The sequence below is a fragment of the Arenibacter hampyeongensis genome (genome assembly GCF_002909255.1).
Classification (GTDB): domain Bacteria; phylum Bacteroidota; class Bacteroidia; order Flavobacteriales; family Flavobacteriaceae; genus Arenibacter; species Arenibacter hampyeongensis.
Window position 1 is genome coordinate 618,523 of record NZ_PIOB01000001.1, and the last position, 26,396, is coordinate 644,918.

At 39.7% G+C, this 26,396-nt stretch carries 19 protein-coding genes and 1 tRNA gene; 14 read left to right on the forward strand and 6 right to left on the reverse strand.

Going from position 1 to position 26,396, the window contains the following annotated elements:
• Positions 1–276: 276 nt before the first annotated feature.
• On the forward strand, positions 277–1,320 hold the full coding sequence (locus CWD91_RS02490; RefSeq protein WP_103439352.1) for a zinc-binding metallopeptidase family protein: 1,044 nt from the start codon (positions 277–279) through the stop codon (positions 1,318–1,320).
• A 111-nt stretch (positions 1,321–1,431) separates the two neighbouring features.
• Here the strand turns inward: CWD91_RS02490 and CWD91_RS02495 are convergent, their stop codons facing one another.
• The gene (locus CWD91_RS02495) at positions 1,432–5,343 is read right to left on the reverse strand and encodes a PVC-type heme-binding CxxCH protein (protein ID WP_103439353.1); all 3,912 of its coding nucleotides are present in this window, start codon (positions 5,341–5,343) and stop codon (positions 1,432–1,434) included.
• A 364-nt stretch (positions 5,344–5,707) separates the two neighbouring features.
• Here CWD91_RS02495 and CWD91_RS02500 point away from each other — a divergent pair, with 364 nt between their 5' ends.
• The 7 genes from CWD91_RS02500 to CWD91_RS02530 all read left to right on the forward strand — a co-directional run bounded on the left by CWD91_RS02500 (position 5,708) and on the right by CWD91_RS02530 (position 14,832).
• Positions 5,708–7,198, forward strand: a complete 1,491-nt coding sequence (locus tag CWD91_RS02500; RefSeq protein WP_251795461.1) for a circularly permuted type 2 ATP-grasp protein — start codon at positions 5,708–5,710, stop codon at positions 7,196–7,198.
• 9 nt (positions 7,199–7,207) lie between these two features.
• Positions 7,208–8,185 carry an alpha-E domain-containing protein gene (locus CWD91_RS02505; protein ID WP_103439354.1) on the forward strand — a complete coding sequence of 326 codons (978 nt, stop codon included), beginning with the start codon at positions 7,208–7,210 and terminating at the stop codon, positions 8,183–8,185.
• 72 nt (positions 8,186–8,257) lie between these two features.
• On the forward strand, positions 8,258–9,103 hold the full coding sequence (locus tag CWD91_RS02510; protein WP_103439355.1) for a transglutaminase family protein: 846 nt from the start codon (positions 8,258–8,260) through the stop codon (positions 9,101–9,103).
• 332 nt (positions 9,104–9,435) lie between these two features.
• Positions 9,436–12,072 (forward strand): DUF5916 domain-containing protein, encoded by a 2,637-nt coding sequence (locus CWD91_RS02515; protein WP_103439356.1) that lies wholly within the window; start codon positions 9,436–9,438, stop codon positions 12,070–12,072.
• 235 nt (positions 12,073–12,307) lie between these two features.
• Positions 12,308–12,895: a hypothetical protein gene (locus tag CWD91_RS02520; RefSeq protein ID WP_157943704.1), complete on the forward strand. Its 588-nt coding sequence runs from the start codon at positions 12,308–12,310 to the stop codon at positions 12,893–12,895.
• Between the two features lie 186 nt (positions 12,896–13,081).
• Positions 13,082–14,122, forward strand: a complete 1,041-nt coding sequence (locus CWD91_RS02525; RefSeq protein WP_103439358.1) for a sensor histidine kinase — start codon at positions 13,082–13,084, stop codon at positions 14,120–14,122.
• Positions 14,119–14,832 carry a LytR/AlgR family response regulator transcription factor gene (locus tag CWD91_RS02530; RefSeq protein WP_103439359.1) on the forward strand — a complete coding sequence of 238 codons (714 nt, stop codon included), beginning with the start codon at positions 14,119–14,121 and terminating at the stop codon, positions 14,830–14,832. The genes CWD91_RS02525 and CWD91_RS02530 overlap by 4 nt, the downstream gene beginning before the upstream one ends.
• Positions 14,833–15,115: 283 nt before the next feature.
• Here the strand turns inward: CWD91_RS02530 and CWD91_RS02535 are convergent.
• Both CWD91_RS02535 and CWD91_RS02540 read right to left on the reverse strand, forming a co-directional pair.
• Positions 15,116–15,189 (reverse strand) — tRNA-Ala (locus tag CWD91_RS02535).
• A 72-nt stretch (positions 15,190–15,261) separates the two neighbouring features.
• On the reverse strand, positions 15,262–16,059 hold the full coding sequence (locus CWD91_RS02540) for a universal stress protein (RefSeq protein WP_103439360.1): 798 nt from the start codon (positions 16,057–16,059) through the stop codon (positions 15,262–15,264).
• A gap of 402 nt (positions 16,060–16,461) precedes the next feature.
• On the opposite strand from CWD91_RS02540, the gene CWD91_RS02545 reads away from it, so the two are divergent.
• From CWD91_RS02545 to CWD91_RS02555, 3 genes are all read left to right on the forward strand, one after another.
• Complete coding sequence (locus tag CWD91_RS02545) at positions 16,462–17,796, forward strand: MATE family efflux transporter (protein ID WP_103439361.1); 1,335 nt, start codon at positions 16,462–16,464, stop codon at positions 17,794–17,796.
• Between the two features lie 84 nt (positions 17,797–17,880).
• Positions 17,881–18,648: an enoyl-CoA hydratase/isomerase family protein gene (locus CWD91_RS02550; protein WP_103439362.1), complete on the forward strand. Its 768-nt coding sequence runs from the start codon at positions 17,881–17,883 to the stop codon at positions 18,646–18,648.
• An 8-nt stretch (positions 18,649–18,656) separates the two neighbouring features.
• Entirely contained in the window at positions 18,657–19,133 is a 477-nt protein-coding gene (locus CWD91_RS02555; RefSeq protein WP_103439363.1) for a DUF4199 domain-containing protein, read from the forward strand.
• Positions 19,134–19,291: 158 nt separating this feature from the next.
• Here the strand turns inward: CWD91_RS02555 and CWD91_RS02560 are convergent, their stop codons facing one another.
• Positions 19,292–19,936 (reverse strand): 2OG-Fe(II) oxygenase, encoded by a 645-nt coding sequence (locus CWD91_RS02560; protein WP_103439364.1) that lies wholly within the window; start codon positions 19,934–19,936, stop codon positions 19,292–19,294.
• 180 nt (positions 19,937–20,116) lie between these two features.
• Here CWD91_RS02560 and CWD91_RS02565 point away from each other — a divergent pair, with 180 nt between their 5' ends.
• The 3 genes from CWD91_RS02565 to CWD91_RS02575 are packed head-to-tail and all read left to right on the forward strand — an operon-like array spanning position 20,117 to position 22,603.
• Positions 20,117–21,325, forward strand: a complete 1,209-nt coding sequence (locus tag CWD91_RS02565) for a CehA/McbA family metallohydrolase domain-containing protein (protein WP_103439365.1) — start codon at positions 20,117–20,119, stop codon at positions 21,323–21,325.
• Between the two features lie 40 nt (positions 21,326–21,365).
• Positions 21,366–21,815 carry a 6-pyruvoyl trahydropterin synthase family protein gene (locus tag CWD91_RS02570; RefSeq protein WP_103439366.1) on the forward strand — a complete coding sequence of 150 codons (450 nt, stop codon included), beginning with the start codon at positions 21,366–21,368 and terminating at the stop codon, positions 21,813–21,815.
• Positions 21,816–21,835: 20 nt separating this feature from the next.
• Positions 21,836–22,603, forward strand: coding sequence for a UDP-2,3-diacylglucosamine diphosphatase (locus CWD91_RS02575; RefSeq protein ID WP_103439874.1), 768 nt, complete (start codon positions 21,836–21,838; stop codon positions 22,601–22,603).
• 153 nt (positions 22,604–22,756) lie between these two features.
• Here CWD91_RS02575 and recJ read toward each other — a convergent pair whose 3' ends face one another.
• Both recJ and CWD91_RS02585 read right to left on the reverse strand, forming a co-directional pair.
• Positions 22,757–24,475, reverse strand: coding sequence for a single-stranded-DNA-specific exonuclease RecJ (recJ, locus tag CWD91_RS02580; RefSeq protein ID WP_103439367.1), 1,719 nt, complete (start codon positions 24,473–24,475; stop codon positions 22,757–22,759).
• A gap of 5 nt (positions 24,476–24,480) precedes the next feature.
• Entirely contained in the window at positions 24,481–26,391 is a 1,911-nt protein-coding gene (locus CWD91_RS02585) for a peptide-N-glycosidase F-related protein (protein WP_103439368.1), read from the reverse strand.
• Positions 26,392–26,396: the final 5 nt, after the last annotated feature.

The following is a 26,396-nucleotide window of genomic DNA, read 5'->3' on the forward strand; positions in this document are numbered from 1 at the left end:
AATAAAAAAGATTCAGAAGCTAAAAACTCTTGAAGCCTTGTGTTTACTTTGTGGAGAATAGCGGAGTAACCATGCTGTACATCTTTTATGCAAATCTATAGTGAACAATTAATTATCATGCGATTTTTATTTTTGAAATGGGACATTTGAGAAATATGCATCATCTTTGTTTCCGTGATGAGCACAGTGATTTTTTCCAATAATCCAATTCCGGATGCCTAAAGAAGCTTTTGTTCATAATTTGTAAGCCGGATATTCAACATTAATATTAAATACATGAAAGTCTTCGAGTGTGGTCATTGTAATTATCCCTTGTTTTTTGAAAACGACCAATGCGAAAATTGTGGACATGCATGTGGTTATCGAGACAGCGACCGTAAAATGCTCACTTTTGATCCTTTGATTACTTCTTTGATTTCTGACCGCGAAAAAATCGAGTTCAAGTACTGTAAAAACAAGGAACATGAAGTTTGCAATTGGCTACTTGACAAGAACGATCAACATGATTATTGTCCAGCATGCCAGCTCAATCGAACGATACCCAATCTGTCGGATAAAGAGAACTTTCCGAAATGGAAAAATTTGGAAGTAGCCAAACATAGACTGGTTTATCAGCTTCAAAAAATGGGTCTGGAATTGCTAAGCAAAATGGTCAATAATGAAGGGTTTTGTTTTGACTTTATCGTTAAAATGAACAATCCTAATATCATGACCGGTCATGCCAGCGGCGTAATAACCATCTTACTCCAAGAGGCAGATTCCGTTATGAGGGAGCAAATAAGAAAACAACTGCAAGAGCCTTATCGTACACTAATTGGTCATTTGAGACATGAAGTTGGTCATTACTTCTGGGAACGTTTAATTTCAAACAATAAAGAGGTGCTGCCAGTTTTTAGGGCAATATTTGGAAATGAGGAGGTGGACTATAGCAATGCGCTTCAAATCTACTACAAGGTTGGCGCACCGGATAATTGGCAGGACTCATACATCAGCAAGTATGCAACGTCACACCCTTGGGAAGATTGGGCCGAGACCTGGGCTCATTATCTTCATATTATGGACATGGTTGAGACCGCTCATTTTTTTGGTTTGAAGGTTAATTCCAATGAGATCTCAAAAAACATGCGGATAGAAGCAACATTCGACCCTTACCATGTAAAAGACTTTGAAACTATTATCAATACCTGCATACCATTATCTTTTGCAGTCAATAGCATCAATCGGGCCATGGGAGTCCCGGATGTCTATCCATTTGTGATTACACCAGGAGTAGTAAAAAAAATGACGTTTATTCACGAGTTGTTATGGCCTAAAAGATAGTTTAAGACCATTATGAATTTTTTTATCCTTTAGCGAAAAGAAAAATTATGATTACCACCACTTTTTGATACCAACCGCAACATCTTAATTCCTAAAATAGTTTGAAAGGAATTATGGAGATACCTCAATTTTATTAGGAGGATTCAATGCCTTTAGATAAGCCACTAAATTTACGACCTCATCATCGGTCAGGTTGTTCAAGAGACCTTCTGGCATCATTGACTTGGTAGTTACTTCACGATTTTGAATCTTGGAGGTACTTATGAAAATCGCCTCCTGACCTACAACTCTCAAAGTTACACTTCTATCATTTTCTGAAATGACATTGCCGCTATAGGTTCTTCCGTCATTGGTAGTAACAACTACAGTTTTATAATCATCTTGAATGTCCCCGTTGGGGTCTAAAATATTACTTAAAAGATAAGTGGTATTCGTTCTGTTTGACCCGGTCAAATCTGGCCCTATGACTCCACCCTTACCGTGCATGGTATGGCAGGCAAAACAAGTGCGTTGATACACCAGTTCACCTTCATGACGATCTGCCTTTGAGATGGCCTCGTCTGTTAATAGTCTATGGTATTTACTAAACTGCCCTTGTTTATCGCCTGAAATCTCATCAATCGGCCCCCAAATTTCAACAAAACCATTACCCACTACTCGCTTTAACTGTAAGGCCACATATGCTGGAATATCTTTTTTGGGCATGGACCCATCCTTTATGGCAAGTGCCAAAGGCCAACCATAAACAGGTCTTGAGGCCAAGGTCTGAATGACTTCCTGTTTTTCTAAATTTGAATAGTTGGGATACTCCTTTAGCAAGTATTTGCCCAATCCTTCGTTGCTATATGCAGCGATTGCCCTTATCGCATCCAATCTCAATTTTGGATTTCGGAGCAATTGGGGCAAAATGGTTTCCAATTCTTTGCGCTGTTGCACTGCCAAATTTTTGATGGCATTTTGCTGTTGCTCTATTTTCGCGTTTGGGTCATTAACAATGTCCATCATTTTGATTGCTGCTTCAACACTGCCAAATCGCTGGGCGATTTCATCAGAAATTGCAGCCAAATTGGACTCTGTTCGCAACTCCTTATACACAGCCGACCAGTTGTTCGGCTCTTTCAAATCGGCTCTACTCTCCAAGCCCGACAACATCCCGTTTAAAAGATAAATTCTCTCACCCGATTTTTTAGCTATCCCGGCTACCAGTTGTTCCAATTTTTCAGCATCTACAAGTCTTCGTCCGATTTTTTCCACGATGGAGGGAATTTTACTTTGACCCGCCAATGCTAATGCCTTTTCAGGATTTTTAGCTACCAGAGGCTCAATTCCAAACCATAACATAAATGGAATATTGGGATCATCAATATCATCTTGGTATTTTACCAACGAAGTTGCAATAGTCCATCGGTCGTCTTCACGGATACGTTGCAATGCTGAGGCCAAATACAATCTAACTATAGGAGAGGGCTCGTTTTTGCCCAAAGCGGTCAAGGCTTCAATTCCTTTTTTGGAGGGATAACCGTCTTCGACCATAAATTGTATTGCCCATGCTCTAATATACTCCTGCTGGTCATTTGTAAGTTGGATCAACTCGTCTGCGGATATGTTGTTGGTAACATGTAATGTCCACAATGCGCGAAGTCTGATGTCCTGATCCTTAATATCTTTTAAAATTGATCTTGCTTTTGACACTGCAGCGTCATCCAACGCCACCTTGTTGGCCCTGTTTTGTAAAATTACCCTTGCTCTTTGCGCATGCCAATTGCTTTTACTTAGCTGCAAATCAACGAGTTCCGTATCGCCTTTTTTGCCAAGGTCATCATATCGTCCAGGCCAATTTTCGGCCAATGACGTTTCGGGCATAATTCGAAAAACCCTGCCCGTATCTTTATTTACTACATCATTTCCGCAGATATCGGCATCGTGCCAGTCTAAGACATAAAGTCCGCCTTCAGGTCCAACCTCCATGCTAAAACCAATCCATTGGGCATTGTTGGCCAACATAAAATCTTCCCCATGACTTGCACTAAATCCAGAACCGTTCGCCTTTAAAACATCCGACAAAACGGCGTGTTCATGAATGTTCGCCATGAAAATCCTTCCTTGTTGATCCGCTGGAAAAGCGTCGGATTGATAAATACGGGCACCTCCATGGGCGGATCTATGCCGATGGTCAACAATGGTCTGAATATCTTCATAGATATACGGATTGAAATGTTGACCTCCTTGGCGATGGTAAATGCCTCCCGGAATGATATGGAACAAGTGTGGAATTACACATGCGGAAATGATCATTTGCCCTTTGGCATCATAGTCGATACCCCAGGGATTGCTAAATCCATGGGCCACTACTTCAAATCGTTTCTTTATAGGATGATAGCGCCAAACCCCGCCATTGATATCAACTCCCTCCTCATCCAACAAATCTTCCGGGAAGGCTTCGCGGTGTTTGTAAATCTTTCCCTTCCCCTTTGGTTTACGAATTACGGAAGGGGTAGCAAAGCCTTCAAGACCATACAGCCATCCATCTGGCCCCCAATGGAAACTATTGATGGTTTCATGGCGATCGCGAATTCCCCAGCCCGTTAACAAAACCTCAATGTTTTTTATATCTGCTTTATCGTCCCCGTCCTTATCCGGTACGAAAAGCAAATTAGGTGGCGCTCCAAGAAACAAGCCATCATGACCAACGGCAATTGCCGATGGAAAAGGGATTCCTTCCAAAAAAATCTTTCTGCTATCGACGATTCCGTCATGATCGGTATCCTCCAAAATCAAAATACGGCTGTCACCTGAATTGGAAAAACCGTCTTGGCGATTTTCGTAATCCCTATTTTCGGCAATCCACATCCGTCCACGATCATCCCAACAGAAAGCCATGGGTTGTGTTATCATGGGTTCCGAAGTATAAACATTAACTTTATAACCTGCTTTAACGGTCATGGCCTCAACCGCTTCCTGAGGGTTTAAAAACTTGGCATCCCTCCCCTCTTGTCGCGCAATATTCCATAAGGAAGCAATATTATACATGCCTTTATCCCCCACATAATCGCCCCATAGGTCGTTCATTTTAACCGGATCCAGTTTGCCCGAATAGGCCACTATCTGATGTTGAATAGTCTTAATTTCCCCTTTTTTAATGTGCCAATCCCCCATTCTGGACCTTACGGGTCCTATGCCCAATTGCCCATCTACGCGCCAAGTTTGTGGAAAATTATCGTTATCGGGATGGTCAAAAATGGCGATATGTCCCCATTCATCAAGGCCATCTATTTTCATACCCGCATCGACCCACATGGCTCTTTTACCTTCGGCCTTTTCGTTTTTCTGGCGAGCGGCATTCTCAACTTCCCCTTCAATGCCTTTTTCCCAAGGCATGCGCAGAAATAAACCGCCATAATCGAATTCGTTAATTGTGATATCGGTCAGAGCCTCACCTTGCCATTCCAAGCCCAATATATATTTGCCTTCTTTCTCCTTGAATGTCCAAATCTGTGTCTCTTTTAAAATTGGTGTTTTCGAGGCATCGAGCATGTTATAAACAGCCTGCCATTTCACTTCAGCGCCTTCAGCGATTAGGATTTGGGTCGATACCCTTTGCCAATAATCGGGCCCGGGATTATGAAAAAAATCACGTCCAATTTTCTTTTGAATATCCTCAGGTTTGTTTTTATCGTAGAACCATTTTTTTAGCTCTTCGGGCTTGGCCCCGGTACCGTTTACCCTAGTAAAACCCCAATACAGGCCTGTTTGATGAGGATGATGACCCGGGCTGTATTGTGTCAACGCCACTTCACTACCAGGAGCGATTATGGGATGGATGAAAGGGCGGAAATCAGATTTTATGTTCTGGGTCACAAGGGCAGTTGAACCATTTTGCCCAAAAACCCGAATGACGTCCTCTCCCTGTTCAACTTTGAAAAGGGATACCGATCCACTCAGCAGTACAGTATCCTTTTCCGTTTTGGATTTGCAGGCTAGTAGGCAGACAATTCCAATGAGCGCAATTCCTATTTTTTTCATCCTATAATATTCTTAAAAAGAATCCAATAAAAAAAGTTTTAGACCAAGGAAACCAGCGACATAGCTGTTATCTAGGGGGAAATATTTTTCGATTCTGTATCAGTTGGTTTAGGACCCATTTCAAAAATCAATACCGCGCCCTATCCTGTGAAGATGTAATTTCTTGAGTTCCCCAAGCCTTTGCGGCCAATAGCATCTATCTGGTGATGGGAGACCTAGGTGATCATCAACTTGTTTTAATTGTCATAGCTATCTTTCATTGTATCATTTTTTTCGTGGAAGCTTAAGACTTAAAAACTTTAGATTTAGCTTTTATAAATTATTTACCCTATCTTTAAAAGGAACGCTATTCAAACAGGTTTAATTGAATTCCACCTTAAAACCTGATACACTTTTCAACTTCACTGCCGATTATATGCCTAAAATAAATTTTAACGATTATGAAATTAAGGGTTTTTATGATGAGATGTTCAACGATACTCATGTTGTGCGCCCTAGTTATGAACTATTCAAGAAACGCCTGGAGAAAGTAAGTTGGAACAAACTTAATTTTCTTCAGCATTCAACTGATCGAGCGCAGCTATCCCTCGGCATGACATTTAACGTGTATAGTGATAATCAAGGTGTTGAACGCATTCTACATTTAGACATCATTCCAAGAATAGTGAGCGGTTCGGATTGGGACTACCTATCCAAGGGTCTTCAGCAAAGAATTGTGGCCCTGAATTTATTTATCAATGATATTTATAATGACCAAAAAGTCTTAAAGGATAAAATTATTCCTAAAGAATTGGTGCTTTCGAGTGCCAGTTATCTTAAGGAATGTATTGGCCTGAAACCACCTGAAAATGTTTGGAGCCATATTTCCGGAACAGACCTTATACGCGGCGGCGATGGAAAGTTTTACGTGTTGGAAGATAATCTAAGATGTCCTTCAGGGGTATCCTATATGTTGGAAAACAGGGAGATCTTGAAACGTACATTCCCAGAAATGTTCGAGCAATTAAATGTGAGACCTGTACATGATTATTCGCACTATTTAAGGGATATGCTGGAATCGCTTACCAAAGTAAATAAGCCCTCTATTGTTGTATTAACGCCAGGAATCTATAATTCGGCCTATTTTGAACATGCTTATCTGGCCCAACAAATGGGTGCCGAATTAGTGGAAGGAGGGGATTTGGTAGTGAAAGGCGATTTTGTTTATATGATGACCACAAATGGCCTACAAAAGGTCGATGTTATCTACCGCCGTGTGGATGATGAATTTATTGACCCTTTGGTATTCAACAAAGATTCCCTTTTAGGAACTCCTGGGCTGTTTAATGCCTATTTAAAGGGTAATGTGGTACTTGTCAATGCACCCGGAGCTGGCGTTGCAGACGACAAGGCTGTGTATGCCTATATTCCAAGGTTGATTAAATATTATTTGGGAGAGGAGGCACTAATACCCAACATTAAAACATATATCTGCGCTGAAGAGGAAGATTGCAAATATGTTGTTGAAAACATTGCCGAATTAGTGGTTAAACAAACAGATGGTTCTGGAGGGTATGGTATGTTGATAGGGCCACATGCTACAAAAGCCGAGCATAACGAGTTTGTGAAGAAGATTAAAAACAACCCTAGGAATTATATTGCACAACCCATGATCAACCTTTCCCGAGTACCAACACTCTGTGATAATAGTATAGAGGGGAGGCATGTAGATTTACGCCCTTATATTCTCTATGGGAAAGAAATCAAGGTAATACCAGGTGCATTGACCAGGGTAGCATTGAAAAAAGGGTCGTTGGTCGTAAATTCTTCACAAGGCGGAGGCAGCAAGGATACTTGGGTCTTGGATAATAAATAAAACAGAACTATGTTAAGTAGAATCGCAAATACCATGTATTGGATGAATAGGTACGTTGAACGGGCCGAAAACTATGCCAGATTCATGGATGTAAATTTCAATCTTTCTTTGGAATCAACCCCTGATGCCATTCAGCAATGGAAACCTTTGGTGGTAATTACTGGGGATTGGGATTTGTATGAGTCTCTCTATAAGACTGTGGAAAAGGAAAAAGTCATATACTTTTTGGGATTCGATCCCCAAAACCCGAATTCGGTATACAACTCTATTTGCCACGCAAGGGAAAACGCAAGGGCCATTAGACCGGAATTGACCAAGGAAGTATGGGAACAAATCAATTACCTGTATTATTTTGTGAAAGAAGAATTGGAAAAAAAGAGTTGGAAAGAGAACGACCCACGTTTATTTTTTAAGAAAGTGAAGGAAGGTTGTCAACTCCTATACGGTATTTTGGCCATCTCCATATCGCGTAACGATGGGTGGCATTTTGGTAAAATTGGTCAATTGATAGAACGTGCAGATAAAACTTCGCGTGTTTTAGATGTAAAATATCACATTTTACTCACAACACCACAATCTGTTGGCACTCCCTTCGATTTAGCTCAATGGGCGGCTTTGCTTAAATCGGTATCCGCATATGATATGTACCGAAAAAAATACGGGAAACTTACCGCTTTGAATATTTCTGGATTTTTGATTTTAGATAAGGTTTTTCCCCGCTCCATCAACTTCTGTTTGATTGAGGCGGAAAAATCCTTAAAAGCAATAACCGGCAATGAAGGAGGATTTACCAATAGTGCCGAAAAACAGTTGGGTAAACTTAGGTCACAATTAGAGTTTACAGATGTAAATGACATTTTTGATAGTGGTTTACATGAGTACATTGATACTTTCCAGAAAAAGCTAAATGAAGTATCGACTGCGATATACGACTCCTTTTTTGCTAATACAAACGAACAAACAAGTCAAAAAACAGAAAACCAATGACTCTCTGCTTTAGCGCTATGCGGAAAAGAGGGTATACGGGATGTCAAATCTATAACTGAACTATAAGGTTTTATGGAAGTTGAAATTATACACGAAACCGAGTATGAGTATCAATCGGAAGTTTTTTTGGAACCGCATTGTTTTAGGTTTAAGCCTAGGGAAACATCGTATGCAGAACTGAAAAACTTCACTTTACAAGTGTCTCCGAAGGTGGCCGGGATTTCTCAACAGATGGACGCCGAAAATAATACCATACATTTTAGTTGGTATGAAGGTATGCACACCAAACTTAGTATCAAGGCGACATCCGTGTTGACTATAAAACCATATAATCCCTTTAATTTTCTCTTGCATCCTTCTAGCCATAATCAATTACCATTTGCCTATGCCGAGGACTTAAGGAAACTATTAAGTCCAGATTTGGAAAAAATTTCAATTGGCCAACCCTTGAAAGAATACGGGGACCTTATTTTATCACGTGTAAATGGCAATACACTTGCTTTTTTAAGTGAACTCACCAAGCGAATTCACAAGGATTTTGTCTTGGAAATACGTGAAATAGGAGAACCGTATCAGCCGGTGGAAACATTTGAATTAAAAAAAGGGTCATGTAGGGATTTTGCCTGGATGCAAATTCAACTACTGCGGCACCTTGGTATTGCGGCACGTTTTGTAAGCGGGTATTTTTATGTTGAGGTGGATGATCCTAAATACGAGCTTCATGGTTGGACAGAGGTGTTCCTTCCTGGTGCAGGGTGGATAGGCTATGATCCAAGCAACGGTATTAGAACATCCAATATGTACTTTCCGGTATCCTCAAGCGCCACTTATTTGAATACCATGCCAGTTTCAGGTTCGGTAAGAGGAAATGCAACTTCAATACTTACTACAAGCTTGGAGATTAATGTGCTCCCTTAAATCCACATAGCCTTTTAGGGATATATTTGAAAGATATTATACCTTCACAAATCAGCAAGTTTTGAAGGCTATAATATGCATATCTGAAATATTATGGATTGATTTCATGAGACTTTTTAGGTTGGCAATTTGTAAAATACATTGCTGAATAGATATGGCGATAATGCCTTTGGGTAAATAACTAAGTATATCTTTTGTGTACGCTTACCTACCCTTTGACACCCTAAAAGTCCAGGACCATTTGCTGTGTTCGAGACCCATTAAAATGTAACCATAAAAAGAGGATTTGCCGTAACATATTTTATATTTTTGACAGTAACCAAAACCAGATTATGGGCAAGTCCTATTTGTTTACTATAATCTTTCTTTCTTCTCAATGTATTGTGTTCGCTCAAGACACTTTAAAGACGATTGACAAGATTCCCAAGAGGACCTATGTAACGAGGAGTATTGGTTATGAGGAACCTCCAACAATAGATGGTGACCTCAGTGATGCAGTATGGAACTTGGTCGAATGGTCGGGTGATTTTACAGAAAATGAACCCAATAACGGAGCGACTCCGAGCCAGCAAACTAAATTTAGAATTCTTTACGATGACAAATTCTTATATGTAGGAGTTCGATGTTTTGATTCCGATAGCAATAATGTTGAGCGTAGATTGGCACGTAGAGACAAGTTTGCCGGAGACTGGATCGATGTTGATATCGATAGTTATGGAGATAAGAGAACCGCCTTTGCTTTCAATATGACTGCAGCGGGGGTAAAAGGGGATGGATTTTTGGCAGAAAACGGTAAAAACTGGGACCCTAGTTGGAACCCCGTGTGGTTTGGGGATGCCAAAATAGATGAAGAAGGTTGGACCGCTGAAATGAAAATACCTTTTAGCCAAGTAAAATTCGGCAAGGCCAAAGAACAGATATGGGGTCTTCAGATCAACAGAAAAATTTTCGCTCAAGATGAACAGGCTGTATGGCAGGCGATGTCTCAAGATGCACCGGGCTGGGTGAGTGAAATGGGCATTCTTAGGGGACTAGTTGATATACAGCCCCAAAAACAACTGGAGATACAGCCTTTTATTGTCACACAATTGGATACTTACCCAAAAATAGAAGACAATCCTTTTCGTGATGGGAGCGACCTTAAGTTTAATGGCGGCTTGGATGCCAAGATTGGAATAACCAATGATCTGACCTTAGATCTTACGGTAAACCCCGATTTTGGTCAGGTTGATGCTGATCCCGGTGCAATTGCCTTGGACGGATTTCAGATCTTCTTTGAAGAGAGACGGCCATTTTTCGTTGAGAACAAGAATATTTTCAATTATCAATTATCAGATGGCAACGATAATGTTTTTTATAGTCGGCGTATAGGTCGAAGCCCACATGGTACGGCCAATATTTCAGACTTGGAGTTCGCCGAGTCACCCATAAATACAACCATTCTAGGAGCGGCCAAATTTTCGGGAAAAACCAAAAAAGGATGGTCTATCGGCCTGCTTGAAAGTGTTACTGGAAAAATGTTCGCCGAGATTGATAATAATGGAGACAGAAGAAAAGAGATGGTTGAACCCTTGACGAATTATCTTGTAGGCCGTTTACAAAAAGATTTTAACCATCGTAATTCATATTTCGGCGGAATTTTTACAGCAACCAATAGAAACTTACCGGATAATCTGGAATTTCTTCACAAGTCAGCTTATACAGGCGGAATCGACTTTAGACACAATTGGGGGAATAGGAATTATTACATTGAAGGAAATTTCGTGACTAGTATGGTAAATGGCAGTAAGGAGGCCATTGCCATTACGCAGAACAGCATTACCCATCTTTTTCAGCGGGTAGATGCAAGTCATGTAGCAGTCGAAACTGACCGGACCTCACTTACGGGTACAGGTGGAAAATTGAAGGTAGGCAAGGCCGGAGGGGGCAACTGGCGTTACAATGGTGGTTTTATTTGGAAATCTCCCGAACTCGAACTAAACGATGTGGGTTTTCTTAGGCAGGCCGATGAGATTCGGCAATTTGCCCAAATTCAACACCTTTTTTTAAGGCCCAATAGTTTCTATAGAAGGGCCCAAATCGGTATTGAACAATATACGACTTATGATTATGAGGGAAATTATAACCGTATGCTATACGAATTGGCGGGTTATATAAACTATAAAAATAATTGGTCTACTGAGTTCTTGGCAGCCCACAAACCTCGTATTTTTTCAAATACGGCTTTAAGAGGTGGACCAAGATGGCGTTGGTCCGATGAGAACTTTTTTTCATTGCAGGTCGGTTCTGATCGAAGAAAAAAGTTCAATTATACTTTGGGATATGTCAACAGTCAGTCAAAACAGAACAATTTTTCATTGGTACATTATAGTATCGAATTTAACTACCAACCCTTTGACGCGTTTAGTTTCTCCACAGAAATAGAGTATGAGGAGAACCCCAATAAAACACAATATGTAACCGAAACAAGTTTTGAAGGTGCTCCTAGGTACATTATGGCACATATTGATAACCGTACTTTTAGTACTTCCATCCGGTTTAATTACAGTATCAATCCCAATTTATCTATTCAATACTATGGCCAGCCTTTTATTGCCAGAGGTATATATTCTGACTTCAATTTTGTGAACAATTCCATTGCTGATGATTTGGATCAAAGGGTAACTTGGTACGATTCAAATCAGATTGCAAGACCATTGGGCGCTGGTAATTATTTGATTGACGAAAATCTTGATGGTACTACCGACTATGAAATTAGCGATCCCGATTTTGCTTTCGTGCAATTTCGTTCGAATTTGGTAGTGCGTTTGGAGTACGTTCCAGGATCCGAAATTTTCTTGGTTTGGTCTCAAGGGGTTACTGGGAATGGTGATCCAATAGACTCTCTGGGAAGAAATCTTGATGCCCAGATATTTGGAAACAAAAAAGACAATACCTTTTTGATCAAGGCCACCTATCGTTTTTTTTAAAGCCAAAAATTCACCGATCGTTATTATTGTCATTCAGGAAAAAACAGTCCCCGAAATTAGACTCCATTATTTTAAGAGAACAAGAATGCTTGATTAATCGATGAATTTTCCAGATTCATCGCAAACTTTTTCGGGTTCATCGCATTTTTAAAAAATGCCTGATTTAGTGGCGTAAGTTTGTCCTGTAAATCAGTAATAACCCTCTGTAATAAAGCAGACTTAAAATTATAATAGCATGAAAAAGTTTTTAAAGAGTATAGCAGTATTGTCCGTTATGTTCATAACAATGACAAGCATGGCAAACAATCCTAAAATCAGTTTGACATCTGGAATCGATTCAAAAAGCCTAATATTTGAAATGGATGGCCAATCAATGGAATCCAAAATCAGAATGACCGATGAGAATGCAAAGACCATTTTTTCGGAGAATATTCTCAATGCGAATTATGCCAAAAAGTTCAACCTTAAAGACCTTGAGATCGGCACTTATTATTTTACCATTGAGAATTCCTTTTCATCCGTAGTCTATACTTTCGTTATTGATAGTAATGAAATTAGGATCAGGAACAAGGAGGAGAACACAGCCAAACCAATTTTCAGAAAAACAGGTGACAAAATAGCTATAAACCTGTTCAATGGCGATCAGCAAAAAGTGGATATTGAAATAGTGGATAGCCGTAACAATACCGTTTTCAAGGAATCTACAAAAGGCGAATTGGTTATTGGGAAAGTAATCAATTTTGAAAACGCAATAAACGGCAACTATACCATTATCGTAAAAGACGGTGAAGAAACTCATTATCAAAATATCTTCATTGGTTAGGCCATAATATGTGTTCAAATAAAAGCCTAATATTTAATAGAAAACGGTCCTTCGGTGAATCAAAGGGCCGTTTTCTTGTTTTCTCAACTAGTCCCATTAGCCTGAATTTTGTAAAGTCATTGCAATGTTCTGTTATGCGCTTATCTACGTTTTGATTATCTTGTCAATCATCATCAAAAATTATTAATGAAACTTGATTTTACTTCTTTAAAAAAATATCAAAAAGTCATCGTACACATATTGGTTTGGACGGCACTTTTCTTTTTACCCTATATTTTAGCGTTACAGGTCGAAGAAGGTGGCCCCAGATCGGAATTAACAAGAAGGATTCTTCATTTGAACAGTATTATGAACATATTTTGGGCGACGACGTTCTACTTGAACACCCTCGTTCTTGTTCCCAGATTATTGTTTCAAAAAAAGATTTTTCTATTTTTTCTTGGCAATATCACTTTTTTTGCGGGAATTTTGTTGCTCAACCGATGGTTGTACGGGGTTCTAATAACGGAACAACCTTATTCTTTTTTCAAGGGGATTGTATTCAACGGGCTTCCTTTCCTGTTTTTTGTCTTAATAGGCACCGTTTTCAAGTCGGTTTCCGACAGGGTCAGAATGGAACGTATTGCCCAAGAGCGTGAAAGCGAGAACTTAAAAACGGAACTCTCTTTTTTGCGTTCCCAGATCAGTCCCCATTTTTTGTTCAACGTGCTCAATAATATTGTGGCCTTGGTGCGACTTAAAAGTGAAGAACTGGAGCCTACCATCATCAAACTCTCCTCCTTGATGCAATACATGCTATATGATACAGACGAGGACAAAGTATTGCTGAGAAGCGAGGTGGATTACCTACAAAGCTATATAGACTTACAAAAGCTTCGTTTTGGCGATCGACTTGCCCTAGTCGTCGATTTGAAACCTAAGGAAGATTGGCACGCTATTGAACCCATGCTCCTGATTCCCTTTGTGGAAAATGCCTTTAAACATGGTACGGGATTGACAAAAGACCCTGAAATCAATATTTCATTACAGACCTTTAACAACAGGCTTATTTTTAGAGTGAAAAATAAATACCTCGAGAAAGATAAAGTAAAGGACAAAGTCTCGGGGATCGGCCTTACCAATGTTCAGCGACGGTTACAGCTTTTATATGGAAAGAACCATAGTCTCGCTATCGATAAGACCGATGATTGGTTTAGCGTTACCCTTGAATTAACATTTGAACCATGATAAACTGTATCGCCATAGATGACGAGCCCCTGGCATTGGAGCTGCTAAAGGACAACATAAGTAAAGTGCCTTTCTTGAATCTGGTTGCTACTTGCAACAATGCTTTTATGGCCATGGAAACTTTGGCGCAGCACCCTGTAGACCTTGTATTTATCGATATTCAAATGCCTGGCCTGACCGGACTCCAATTTATTGCCAGCCTTGAAAAAAAGCCGCTCGTAATATTTGTCACTGCCTACAAACAATATGCTGTGGAAAGCTATGATCTGGACGTTGTGGATTATCTTGTAAAACCTGTGGGGTTGGAACGTTTTATAAAAGCCTGCCATCGCGCCAAGGAACTCTTTGACTTAAAATCCACGAAACATACTGCGCCGATCAAGACGGTAAAAGACCATTTTTACGTAAATGTCGATTACAGCCAGGTAAAAATAGTCTTCGATGAAATTATTTGGATGAAGGGCTATGGAGATTATATCAAGTTTCATTTAAAGAGTGCCGAACATCCATTAGTAGTGCGAACAAGTTTCAAGGAACTGGACAGGGAACTGCCTCCTAACAAATTTATTAGGATCCATAAATCCTATTCGGTGGCTATTGATGCAATCACGGCCATTCGCAAAAACAGTATTTTTTTGGCGGACAGGGAACTTTCCGTTGGGGAGACTTTCCGGGAAGATGTCGAAAAATTGCTGCGAAGGGAAAGCTAGATATTTGCCAAAATTTGACATCCAATGAAATCATTTGATGTCAAAATAATTTTTAACATGTTTCGCGTGCAAATAAAAAAACTTCAAAAGTTAAAAACTCTTGAAGCTCTGTATTTATTGGTGGAGAATACCGGAGTAACTGCGTTGCTCCGCAAGATATCCAATCCTGCAAATGCAATTGGTTAGGCCTATTGGCATAGGCCCTTTAAAACACGAAAGTCACTCAAATAAACTTGAGTGACTTTCCTAAGTTTTAAAACGCAAAACCAATTGCGCTTGATCGTGGAGAATACCGGAGTCGAACCGGTGACCTCTTGCCTGCCAGGCAAGCGCTCTAGCCAGCTGAGCTAATCCCCCAATTTTGGCTGCCGCAAAGAAAATACTTTTTCTAACACTATCAAAGTACAATTCAAGCTTATTCCAAATTTATTAATCTTTTTTCACACTAAGCACCAAAACGGGGACTGGGGCGTAAAATTCCGATTTGGGAATGGTGTTTTTTTCCCACAGTTTCTTAAAGAACCCCCTTTTTTTTCTAAAAACACATAACAAGTCTGGGTGTTTTGCCTCAAAATGCTGTAATACCCCTAAGTATGTAGAAGGATTTTCAGATTGGGTAAGTTCAGAACTGAGGCCCATTAAGGACATGTTTATTTTAAGGTCTTCTTTGGTGTAGCCGGGCGTTTTTACAAAAAGTAGGCTCACCTTGGAATCGAACTTTTTCTTAATTTCTATCAATGGGTATAAAATGCTTTTTTGCTTTAATACCCCGGATTTAAAGGCTGTCAAAATTGTTTTAAACGGCTTAAAAACAGTCCCCTTCGGTACTATTAGGGTGGGTATATCTGTTTGTTTTACGATTTTCCCTGAAGTGTGCCCTAAGTACAATTCCTCCTGTATGTCGTTACTTCTGGGAGCCAAAATAATTAAATCTATACCCAGGTCCTTATCAATATCCTTTAGTCCGTCTACGATGTCACCGTTATAAGTGGCCATCTTAATGTTTATGTTTTTAGAATCCACCTTTTCTATGACGGCTTTTATGTGTTCCTTACTGCTTTCGGCAAGTTTTTCCCTGATATTTGCCAAGGTACTTGCACTTGCACTGACACTAAATACTTCCATTACATAAATATTGGAATCAAATTCGGTGGCGAAGTCCACCGCATATTGTAATGTTTCGTGCGCATTCTCAGAGGTTCCAATGGGAACAAGGATATTTTTCATCTGTTTGTATTTATTTTAATATTGGTCATCCCGATGACTATAGGGAGTTATTCGCCATAATAATCATTAGGGTTAACAACTGGAATTGTTATGGATCATTTCCTAAGTTCAGTTTTAATTACATCTTACACCAATACTAGTTTGCTGGTCAGGTATGGCATAATTGAATTTATTGGTTATTGTCAATAAAAGGGAAAGCCCCTTTCATGATTCGATTCTTCATGAATAGTATAAATTTACAAATTAAATTTAACCGTGCATGATTCGATTGGCAAAGATATTGGAAATTCCGGTTATTCTTAATATTAGTAAGACCTGAGCTAAAAATAGTCTTGCGAATGTCATTTGTCAATGGAGAATGTCCCTTTCATTATTAAGAATTAATTTGATAAAGCATTTATTTTGAAGACAGTGATAAATTTTAAAACTATTAATAATCTTGCTATTCCGGCTACCATAGCGGGTATTGCGGAACCATTGCTGTCCATTACCGATACAGCCATAGTGGGCAACATACCCCAAGATGGAATGGAGTCCTTGGCAGCAGCAGGAATAGTGGGCGCGTTTTTATCTATGTTGATATGGATTTTAGGCCAAACCCGTAGCGCTATTTCCGCGATATTGTCACAGTACTTGGGCGCGGGGAAGTTGGATAGGGTTAAAACACTCCCGGCACAGGCTATCTTTTTAAACATTCTTTTGAGTATTGTTATCCTCCTTTCCACCATTTTTGTTGTTGAGGAAATATTTGTCTTGCTCAACGCCAAAGGTAGAATCTTGGAACTCTGTATTTCTTACTACTCTATTCGGGTTTGGGGATTTCCCTTGACCTTATTCGTATTTGCCGTAATGGGTATTTTTCGAGGTTTACAGAATACTTTCTATCCTATGTTGATTGCTATCACAGGGGCGGTTATGAATATAGGCCTTGACTTTGTACTCGTATATGGGGTGGAAGGGATTATTTCCCCTATGTTCTTGGAAGGAGCTGCTTGGGCCAGTTTAATTGCTCAGGGTATAATGGCTGTAATGGCATTTATTCTTCTTATTTTAAAAACAAATATCAGCTTGGCCCTTAAATTCCCATTACACCCTGAATTGGGTAGATTGGTGGTCATGAGCCTAAACCTATTTGTAAGGGCTATAGCCTTAAACACTGCCTTAATTTTGGCGGTAAGGGAGGCAACGGCCTTGGGCGACAAGTATATTGGGGCCCATACCATCGCCATAAATCTTTGGCTTTTTTCGGCCTTTTTTATTGATGGCTATGGAGCAGCGGGGAATATTTTGGGCGGTAAGTTATTGGGTGCCAAGAACTACGATGGTCTATGGGAATTGGCCAAAAAAATTATGCTCTACGGCTTTGTAATAAGCTTAATTCTTGTTGTTGCGGGTTTCGTGTTCTACAGACCAATAGGGAGTATATTTTCCAACGATATTTCGGTATTACAAACCTTCTACTCCATATTTTTTATTGTAATCCTTGGTGTACCGATGAATATGGTCGCTTTTGTTTTCGACGGACTTTTTAAAGGTTTGGGAGAAATGAAATATCTTAGGAATGTTTTGCTGGTCGCCACCTTCCTAGGTTTTGTTCCTTTGCTCTTTCTAGGAAAATATCTTGATTGGGGGCTTTATGGTATTTGGCTTGCTTTTACCCTTTGGATGTTTATTAGGGGAGGCGCATTGGTTTGGAAATTTAGAAGAAAGTTTCGTCCGCTTCTTCAAAACGTTTAATTTTGAAATGCTACCTAAAACTTTCGGCCTTCTATATTAAGTGTCGGCCGAAATTTAGGAAAGATAACAATTAACAAGAATAATATGGGCACTACCCGATCAAACGGAAGTTTATATACCAACATTGTAAATAGGGTCGCCACTGTAGAGTTTGGACATCCTGCCAGTAATTCCTTTGTTGCGGAACTATTGGAAAGGCTGACCGCAACCTTAGGTGAGTTATCAGTTAATGATGAGGTAACCCTTATAGTATTAAAATCCGAAGGGGACAGGGCTTTTTGTGCTGGTGCATCATTTGATGAATTGGTGGCAGTAAGTACTTTATCCGAAGGAAAAGTTTTCTTTAACGGATTTGCCCATTTGATCAATGCCATGAGGACTTGTAAAAAGCTTATCGTTGGAAGGGTTCAGGGCAAGGCAGTAGGAGGTGGGGTAGGAATTATATCGGCATGTGACTATGTGTTTGCCTGCGAAGCTGCTGCTATACGTTTGTCCGAACTTACCATAGGCATAGCACCTATGGTTATTGCCCCAGCGGTACAGCGAAAAATAGGTCTTGCCGGCATTTCGGAATTGTCGCTCTCGCCCAATGAATGGAAAAATGCCTACTGGGCACTGGAAAAGGGACTGTTTTCCAAGGTCTATGATAAACTGGAGGAAATGGACAAAGAATTGGAAATTTTCACTGAAAAATTAGCTGGATACAATCTTGAAGCCTTGCAAGAATGGAAGAAAGTGCTCTGGGAAGGAACTGGTCATTGGGACACCCTATTGACGAACAGGGCGGAAATTACAGGGCGATTGGCCATTTCTGAAGAAACCAAATCCGCACTCTCAAAATTTAAGAAATAGTAAGTATTATGAAAAAGTTTCGTATTGAAATAAAATGGGCCGTGATTTTTTCATTGGCGACGCTACTTTGGATGGCCTTTGAGAAATCTATGGGTTGGCATGACCAACTTATAGAAAAGCACGCCATCTATACCAATTTTTTTGCGGTCATAGCCATCGCCGTTTACGTTTTGGCACTATTGGACAAAAGAAAGCTGGATTTTAATGGTAAAATGAACTGGAAGCAGGGATTTATCAGCGGTATAATCTTAAGCGTAATCATTGCTTTGGTAAGTCCGCTTACCCAATATATAACCAGCACCATTATTACCCCTGAATACTTCACAAATATTATAAAGTTTGCGGTGGATTCGGGTAAAATGAGCCAAGAGGCCGCCGAAAGTTATTTTAGTCTGAAAAGTTATGTGATTCAGAGTGTTTTTGGTGCCTTGACCATGGGAATCGTCACCTCGGCCATTGTGGCTTTTTTTGTGAGGAAACAATAACCGACAATGTTGATCGTTTTGTTTTTTTAAACTTTAGAAATGGATATTTTATCGTTCTTAAACGGGAACTTCGTTTTCCCTCTACTAGCCCTGGTTTTATTGGTAGTTTATTTCGTTAATCGAATTAAAAACAATAGAAAATTTAAAAGGTAAGCTACTTATCTTGTTTTTAACCAACCTGTAATGCTCAGGCGTTCACGATGGGCTGGTTTTACCTCATGCTCCAGTTCCTGACTTTCAAAAATGACGACCCTACCAGGAAAGGGGGTGATATGTTTTGCCACTTCGCCATTTTCCGATGGGAGGTAAAGTACCAATTCACCACCATCTTTTTCCGGCACCCAGTCTGATTCATTCAAATAACAGACCATGGAAAGCTTGCGACGGTCATCGTTTTGAAAAGTATCCAAATGTCTCCTATAAAAAGTTCCTTCCGGATAAATGGCATAGTGGAATTCCTTGAACATTATTCCCATAAAACAGGTCCTGTTCAAATAATTGGCCATTTCATTGATTTTTAAAAAAAACTGTTGTTCCAGTACATCATTGCTTTTTTCATCCATCCATAGAATAAAATCGCCACGTATCGCCTTCACAATCAATTCGTTGACCCGATTCCCGATAGCTGCTTTTTTAAACTCGTCCTCTTCATATTTGGCGAGTAGGGAATCCCGTAATTGAGCAACTTCTGCCACAGAGAAAAAATCGTCGACAATACTGTATTTCTGAATTAGGATATCCTCGATCACTTTTTCGAAAAGGGGATTCTCCTTAAATTCCAATTGCTCAAAAAGCTCTACCAAGGTTGTAAGATTTTAAAATTCGTGTAAAAATAGCGGAAAATGTAATTGGTATTACACCTAGTGGTATATGCGTATCAACTTTTGGATCAATGAATTATTTATTTGTGATTTTGGCTTATTGTCTGGTTTCTAATACTTTTTCACTAACTTTTGTGATTCAATTACTAAATAACACTATATATGAAATACGTTTTACCCTCTATATTGTTGACTATGGCTTTAGTACTGGGAAGCTGTGGAGATAGAACTAAAAACTCTGAAGAAGCTGTAAAGAAAAGGTGGTATAAAGGGAATTTACATACCCATTCATTTTGGAGCGATGGGGACGAGTTTCCTGAGCCTATATTGGATTGGTACAAGTCGAACGATTATCAATTTATAGCCCTATCTGATCATAATACCATTTCTATGGAAGAAAAGTGGATACAGGTTCGGGAAGATTCCATTTATCAAAATAGCTTTAAGAAGTATTTGGAAACCTATGGAGAAGATTGGGTAGATTATAAAATGGACTCCGGAAAAGTGGAGGTGAAATTAAAGACCTATGCCGAGTATAGTAAATTATTTGAAAGGGCCGGAGAATTTTTGGTAATTCATTCAGAGGAAATTACGGACAGATATGAGGATAAGCATGTTCACATGAATGCCACCAATATTCAGCAAAAGATAGATCCCAAGGGGGGCAATAGTATTTCAGAAGTCATGCAAAACAATTTGAACGCAGTACTTGAGCAACGAAGAGAAACAGGTGTTCCCATTATGCCACATATAAATCACCCTAACTTTTTTTACAGTATAAGCTTGGAAGATATGAAATCTTTAAGGGGAGAACGATTTTTTGAAGTGTATAATGGCCATCCCATGGTTCACAATATGGGAGATTCTACCCATATTTCCATAGAAGAAATGTGGGACCAGATCAATATTTCCTATATCAATAATCAAAAACCCATTATGTATGGGTTGGCAACGGATGATTCACACAATTACCATAAAATGGGACATAAATGGAGTAATTCCGGTAGAGGATGGGTTATGGTACAGGCGGACACATTATCGGCACCATCGCTAATCGAAGCTATGGAAAGGGGCGATTTCTATTCCACCACCGGAGTAACGCTAAAGGCTGTGGATTATGACAATAAGAATTTAACGGTGGAAGTTGAACCTGAAGCTGGTATTAATTATACCATTACTTTCCTTGGTTGCCTAAAAGGGGAAACCGAAGTCAAGGTGTTGAAATCTGTTGATGGTATTGAGGCCAATTTGGATATAACGGACGATATTCTTTTTGTTAGAAGTAAAATTACTTCGACGAAACTTCAGGAAAACCCTATTGAGGATATAAAATACGAAGCGGCTTGGACACAGCCAGTACTCTACAAATAGTTTCACAGAATAAATTACCTTTGCAGTCCAAATAAATATTATGGGCAACATTCGTATTACCAAACAGTTTAATTTCGAAACTGGACATGCATTGTACGGTTATGACGGGAAATGTAGAAATGTACATGGCCACAGTTATAAACTTTCCGTTACCGTAATTGGACGGCCAATTACCGATACGGCCCATGTTAAATTGGGAATGGTTATCGATTTTGGGGATTTAAAGAAAATAGTTAAAGAGGAGATTGTAGATGAATTTGATCATGCCACCGTTTTTAATAAAAATACTCCCCATATTGAACTGGCACAGGAATTAACGGATAGGGGCCACAATGTAATATTGGCCGATTACCAGCCGACCAGTGAAAATATGGTTATGGATTTTGCTGAGAAAATTAAGGCCAGATTGCCCAAAAATATCAGCTTACATTCTTTAAGACTACAAGAAACCGATACCTCCTTTGCGGAATGGTATGCTTCTGACAATTAAAAACGCCCAGCATGAAAACTATTGACGTTCCCAAGGGCAAAAAGATTTACTTCTCCAGTGATAATCATTTAGGAGCTCCTACCAAGGACCTTAGTTTTCCTCGTGAAAAAAGGTTTGTGGCATGGTTGGATACTATAAAACAGGATGCGGCCGCTATTTTTCTTCTAGGGGATCTGTTCGATTTTTGGTTCGAATATAAAACGGTAGTGCCCAAAGGCTTTACCCGTACTTTGGGAAAACTGGCAGAAATTACAGATTCTGGGATTCCGGTTTACTATTTTGTGGGCAACCATGATTTATGGATGAACGGATATTTTGAAGATGAGTTGAACATTCCTGTATTTCATGGACCTGAATCCTTTCTTTTAAACGGGACTTCTTTTTTAATAGGGCATGGAGATGGACTAGGTCCTGGTGACAAGGGATATAAGCGGATGAAAAAGGTATTCACCAATCCAGTCTCCAAATGGCTTTATAATTGGTTACATCCGGATTTTGGTGTAAAATTGGCCCAATATCTTTCCGTTAAGAACAAGATGATTTCCGGAGATGGGGATATTAAATTTTTGGGTGAGGAGAACGAATGGTTGGTTCAATATTGCAAGCGAAAATTGGAACAACAGCACTATGATTATTTTGTTTTTGGACATCGGCACCTGCCTTTGGAAATCACCCTAAACGACCAATCTACCTATGTAAACTTGGGGGATTGGATTTCTTATTTTACCTATGGGGAATTTGATGGATCTGCCTTGTCCTTGAAAAAATTTGAGGCCACTGTGAGCTGAAATGGGAGGTATATTTTTTTTAACTCCTACTGAATTTGAAAAAATAATGAAGATGGGTCAAACGAAATATAAATGTAGCTGTATTCTTACCGTGTTTTGTAATCAGAGCCTATTAATGTCTTAAATTATCAATAATCTATGGTTATTAATAATTTAATATTGATAACTAAGATGTTCTTTTATATCCCTAAGCTTCATTTGAATTGATATATTACCCTGCCATTCGTTCTCTTCCAAAGAAAATACGGCACTTACCGATTTGTTTAAAATTGTAGGCAAATTCTTACCTAAATTAAATCCAATCGCATCAATAGCCATCCTTTTTGATCCATTAACTTTATCAAAAAGCTTACATTTTAGATGTTTTCCCTCCTGGCCAACCACTTTTGCATAACCAGTATCATTCAGATTTTCTGCCATGAAGACGGGAGTTAAATTTCCCGGCCCAAAAGGAGCAAATTGTTTAATGATCCGCATTAATTTAGGGGTAATTTGATCTAAGCTAATTATGGCGTCCACCATAATTTCGGGAGATAGTAAATTAGGGTCCATGGTACTTGAAACCACTTCCTCAAATTTGGTTTTAAATGCTTCGTAATTTTCTTCAAGAAGTGTAAGTCCTGCGGCATACATATGTCCTCCAAACTGTTCAATGGTATCCGAACAACCTTCCAAGGCTTCATATACGTCGAAACCTTTGATGGATCGTGCAGAAGCCGCCAATTTATCACCACTCTTTGTAAAAACCAAAGTGGGTCTGTAATAGGTTTCAATTAGTCTCGAGGCAACAATTCCGATTACTCCCTTATGCCAAGTTTCTTTATAGACTACGGAAGTAAATCCTTCTTCTTCCTTATTTTCCTGAATCTGTAGCAGCGCTTCTTTGGCTATTTCCTGATCTAGATTTCGTCTGTCCGTATTGTACTTCTCAATTTCGGAGGCAAAAAATTCCGCTTGTTCCAAATTGGTTTCCTTAAGGAGATTTACTGCATGCTGCCCATGCTCCATTCGCCCGGCGGCATTAATTCTCGGTGCAATTATAAAAACTACATCTGTGATGGTAAGGACTTGTTTTTTTATCTGATTGATAATGGCCTTAAATCCAACCCTTGGTTTTTGGTTAATTACCTGAAGTCCCCAATAGGCTAGAACCCTGTTCTCTCCAGTAATAGGCACAATATCTGCCCCAATGGCGGTGGCTACCAAATCTAGATATGGAATTAAATCCTCCGTGGTCTGCCCTTTTTTACTACCTAGCGCCTGTATCAATTTAAATCCCACCCCGCAGCCGCACAGTTCATCATAGGGATAGGAACAATCTGCTCTTTTTGGATCCAATACGGCTACCGCATCGGGCAATGAACTTCCAGGTCTATGGTGGTCGCAAATAATAAAATCGATGCCTTTTTCCTTTGCATAAGCAACCTTGTCTATTGCTTTTACCCCGCAATCCAAGGCTATTATTAAGGTAAATCCATTATCCTCGGCAAAATCAATTCCTTGGTAGGACACTCCATAGCCCTCGTTGTACCGGTCTGGGATATAGGTGGCCACATTAGGGTAGGTGCTTTCCAAATAGGATGAGACCAAGGCCACAGCGGTGGTGCCATCAACATCATAGTCTCCAAACACCAATATATTTTCCTCTAGGGAAATAGCCTTTTCGATCCGTTCTACGGCCTTGTCCATATCCTTCATCAGGAAGGGGTCGTGTAAATGCGAAAGCTGAGGTCTGAAAAACTTTTTGGCATCTTCATAGTTGGTAATGCCCCGCTGCAATAATAGTTGGGCTACCAATTCCTCTACACATAGCGAAGTCGCCATTGCATCTATATGTTGTTGTTCGGGTCTTGGTTTTATGGTCCAGCGCATTGCAATTATTCCTTAAGCCTAATTCTATTTTTAAACACTTCCTCGCCATCAATAACTACTTTTATATAGTATCGCATTTTAGGCAAATAGGAGAGGTCGAAAGACAAGGTACCCTTTCTAAAATTCAAGTAGGAATGGGTTTCCACTATTATGTTCTCATCTTCCTGTTGGGTAATGATGACCTCCACATCTTTTGTGTCGTTGGCAAAATAATCCAGAGTAATAGGGCCCTCGGTCCGTGCCGGGAATACAGTTATGGACGGCTCGTTGTCCAAATGATAACTAGCCTCTGGTTTTACATTAAAGTTATAAATTATATTGCTCCCGAAATCGGAGTTGAAATGTTTTATGGCCTGTCCTAAAGTATCCAATAGTTTAACATCGCCCCGTCCGTCTTTTGTCTTGTACCAAAACTCAAGTCCATCTCCCCCTTTATCTTCTACCTTAAAAGTATAGTTGCCTTCCTGAAGCGTTAGGGTATCCAAATAAACGGTATTGGGCTTAAGGTCTAAACTATCCCTTTTAAATATCACCTTGCCATTGCCATCAGTAACCGAGTATGTATTCTGTCCCGGTTTGTTATTTGTTTTAAAATAAATAATACTGGATTCCGGCAAAATATTGGATGTGGTGTAGACCGAATTCTTGGCGTTATCCCGCTCAAATCCATCCCTTTTGCCATTCGGTCTTTTTAATTCCACAAAAAAAGTAGTGGACTCTTTTACACTATATATTTCCTCAGGCAATGTCAACAGTGCTGTTTCCCCATAAGGGACGTTTCCTTTCCAACCAAATTTTTTAGGTTTTTGTCCCTCCAAATAATAATGGACTTCAAAAGATTTTAAATTGTTCTTGCCATTATTTTTGAAGCGAACAAGTGGTAAGGCTCCCGTTTCAATTTGGCGGCTATGGATTTTTTCAGTGGAAGGGGAGATGATATCCACCAAAGTCACATCATGATCAGAATTTATTTTCCCATATTCCAGTACATAGGCAACGAGAAGTTCCTTGGCACTCGGTTTTTCCGTTTCATAGGGCTCCATATTTAGGTCAATGGTAAATTCTTGTCCTGGATTTATATCGAAACCTACCTCGTCCGGTTGTAATAAATAGCCTGGGCACCAATTGGCCCGATCAAAGATCCAGGTGCCTGCTTGGGGGTATAGGGGGTTGTCGCCACATTCCATCCACAATTGTTTGGTATCTATAATATTGCCGTTGTACTGTATTTCCCTATATTTATCACAAAATTCCCCGCAACCATTGGCATCCATACCGTGCCCGGTCTGGTGGATCTTTACCTTTCCGAAAGTCGATCTGGTATTGGCTTTTAGCGTTATGGGTATCAAATGATCTTCAATGGGATCGGTTTTATCGCCATAACTGTAATTGCCGTCGTAAATTTTATACAATGCGAGTGGCTCCGCAACAGGTTTACCGTAAGTTATTTCAAAATCTACGGTAACCTTCCATCCTCGAGTTTTGTTATCTTCGTAACCGGTATGGATGTAATCTACCTCCAAACTGTCCCTTAAAATCGGGCTAAAATCTGATATGTCAACGTTCCAATCAAAGCGCCAGTCTTCCTGAAATCTGCCGCCATATGGTGTTAGCATTCTGGCAATCTCATAGCTCACCGTATCATTTTTTGGCCGCACTTTAATATGGTCGACATAATCCCAATCTGCACAGCGCATATTATCCGGGCACTCAAAAGTAAGATTAAGCACTATCTGCCGTATTTCCTTGTCTTTGGAAGGAAAGGTGGCCCAGCGCTTATAACTATTTTCTCCTTTTGATGGATCTGTAACTATAGTTTCCTGTTTATGGGATATAATATTTTCTGTAAACTGGGCCTGTAAACTATGAATGGTCCATAAGAAACCACATAGCAGAAATAAAACTCTTTTGATCATGGGCA

Coding starts and splice junctions, on each gene's coding strand:
- CWD91_RS02490 (WP_103439352.1), top strand. CDS start 277: ATGAAAGTCTTCGAGTGTGGTCATTGTAATTATCCCTTGTTTTTTGAA.
- CWD91_RS02495 (WP_103439353.1), bottom strand. CDS start 5,343: ATGAAAAAAATAGGAATTGCGCTCATTGGAATTGTCTGCCTACTAGCC.
- CWD91_RS02505 (WP_103439354.1), top strand. CDS start 7,208: ATGTTAAGTAGAATCGCAAATACCATGTATTGGATGAATAGGTACGTT.
- CWD91_RS02510 (WP_103439355.1), top strand. CDS start 8,258: ATGGAAGTTGAAATTATACACGAAACCGAGTATGAGTATCAATCGGAA.
- CWD91_RS02515 (WP_103439356.1), top strand. CDS start 9,436: ATGGGCAAGTCCTATTTGTTTACTATAATCTTTCTTTCTTCTCAATGT.
- CWD91_RS02520 (WP_157943704.1), top strand. CDS start 12,308: ATGAAAAAGTTTTTAAAGAGTATAGCAGTATTGTCCGTTATGTTCATA.
- CWD91_RS02525 (WP_103439358.1), top strand. CDS start 13,082: ATGAAACTTGATTTTACTTCTTTAAAAAAATATCAAAAAGTCATCGTA.
- CWD91_RS02530 (WP_103439359.1), top strand. CDS start 14,119: ATGATAAACTGTATCGCCATAGATGACGAGCCCCTGGCATTGGAGCTG.
- CWD91_RS02540 (WP_103439360.1), bottom strand. CDS start 16,059: ATGAAAAATATCCTTGTTCCCATTGGAACCTCTGAGAATGCGCACGAA.
- CWD91_RS02550 (WP_103439362.1), top strand. CDS start 17,881: ATGGGCACTACCCGATCAAACGGAAGTTTATATACCAACATTGTAAAT.
- CWD91_RS02555 (WP_103439363.1), top strand. CDS start 18,657: ATGAAAAAGTTTCGTATTGAAATAAAATGGGCCGTGATTTTTTCATTG.
- CWD91_RS02565 (WP_103439365.1), top strand. CDS start 20,117: ATGAAATACGTTTTACCCTCTATATTGTTGACTATGGCTTTAGTACTG.
- CWD91_RS02570 (WP_103439366.1), top strand. CDS start 21,366: ATGGGCAACATTCGTATTACCAAACAGTTTAATTTCGAAACTGGACAT.
- recJ (WP_103439367.1), bottom strand. CDS start 24,475: ATGCGCTGGACCATAAAACCAAGACCCGAACAACAACATATAGATGCA.
- CWD91_RS02585 (WP_103439368.1), bottom strand. CDS start 26,391: ATGATCAAAAGAGTTTTATTTCTGCTATGTGGTTTCTTATGGACCATT.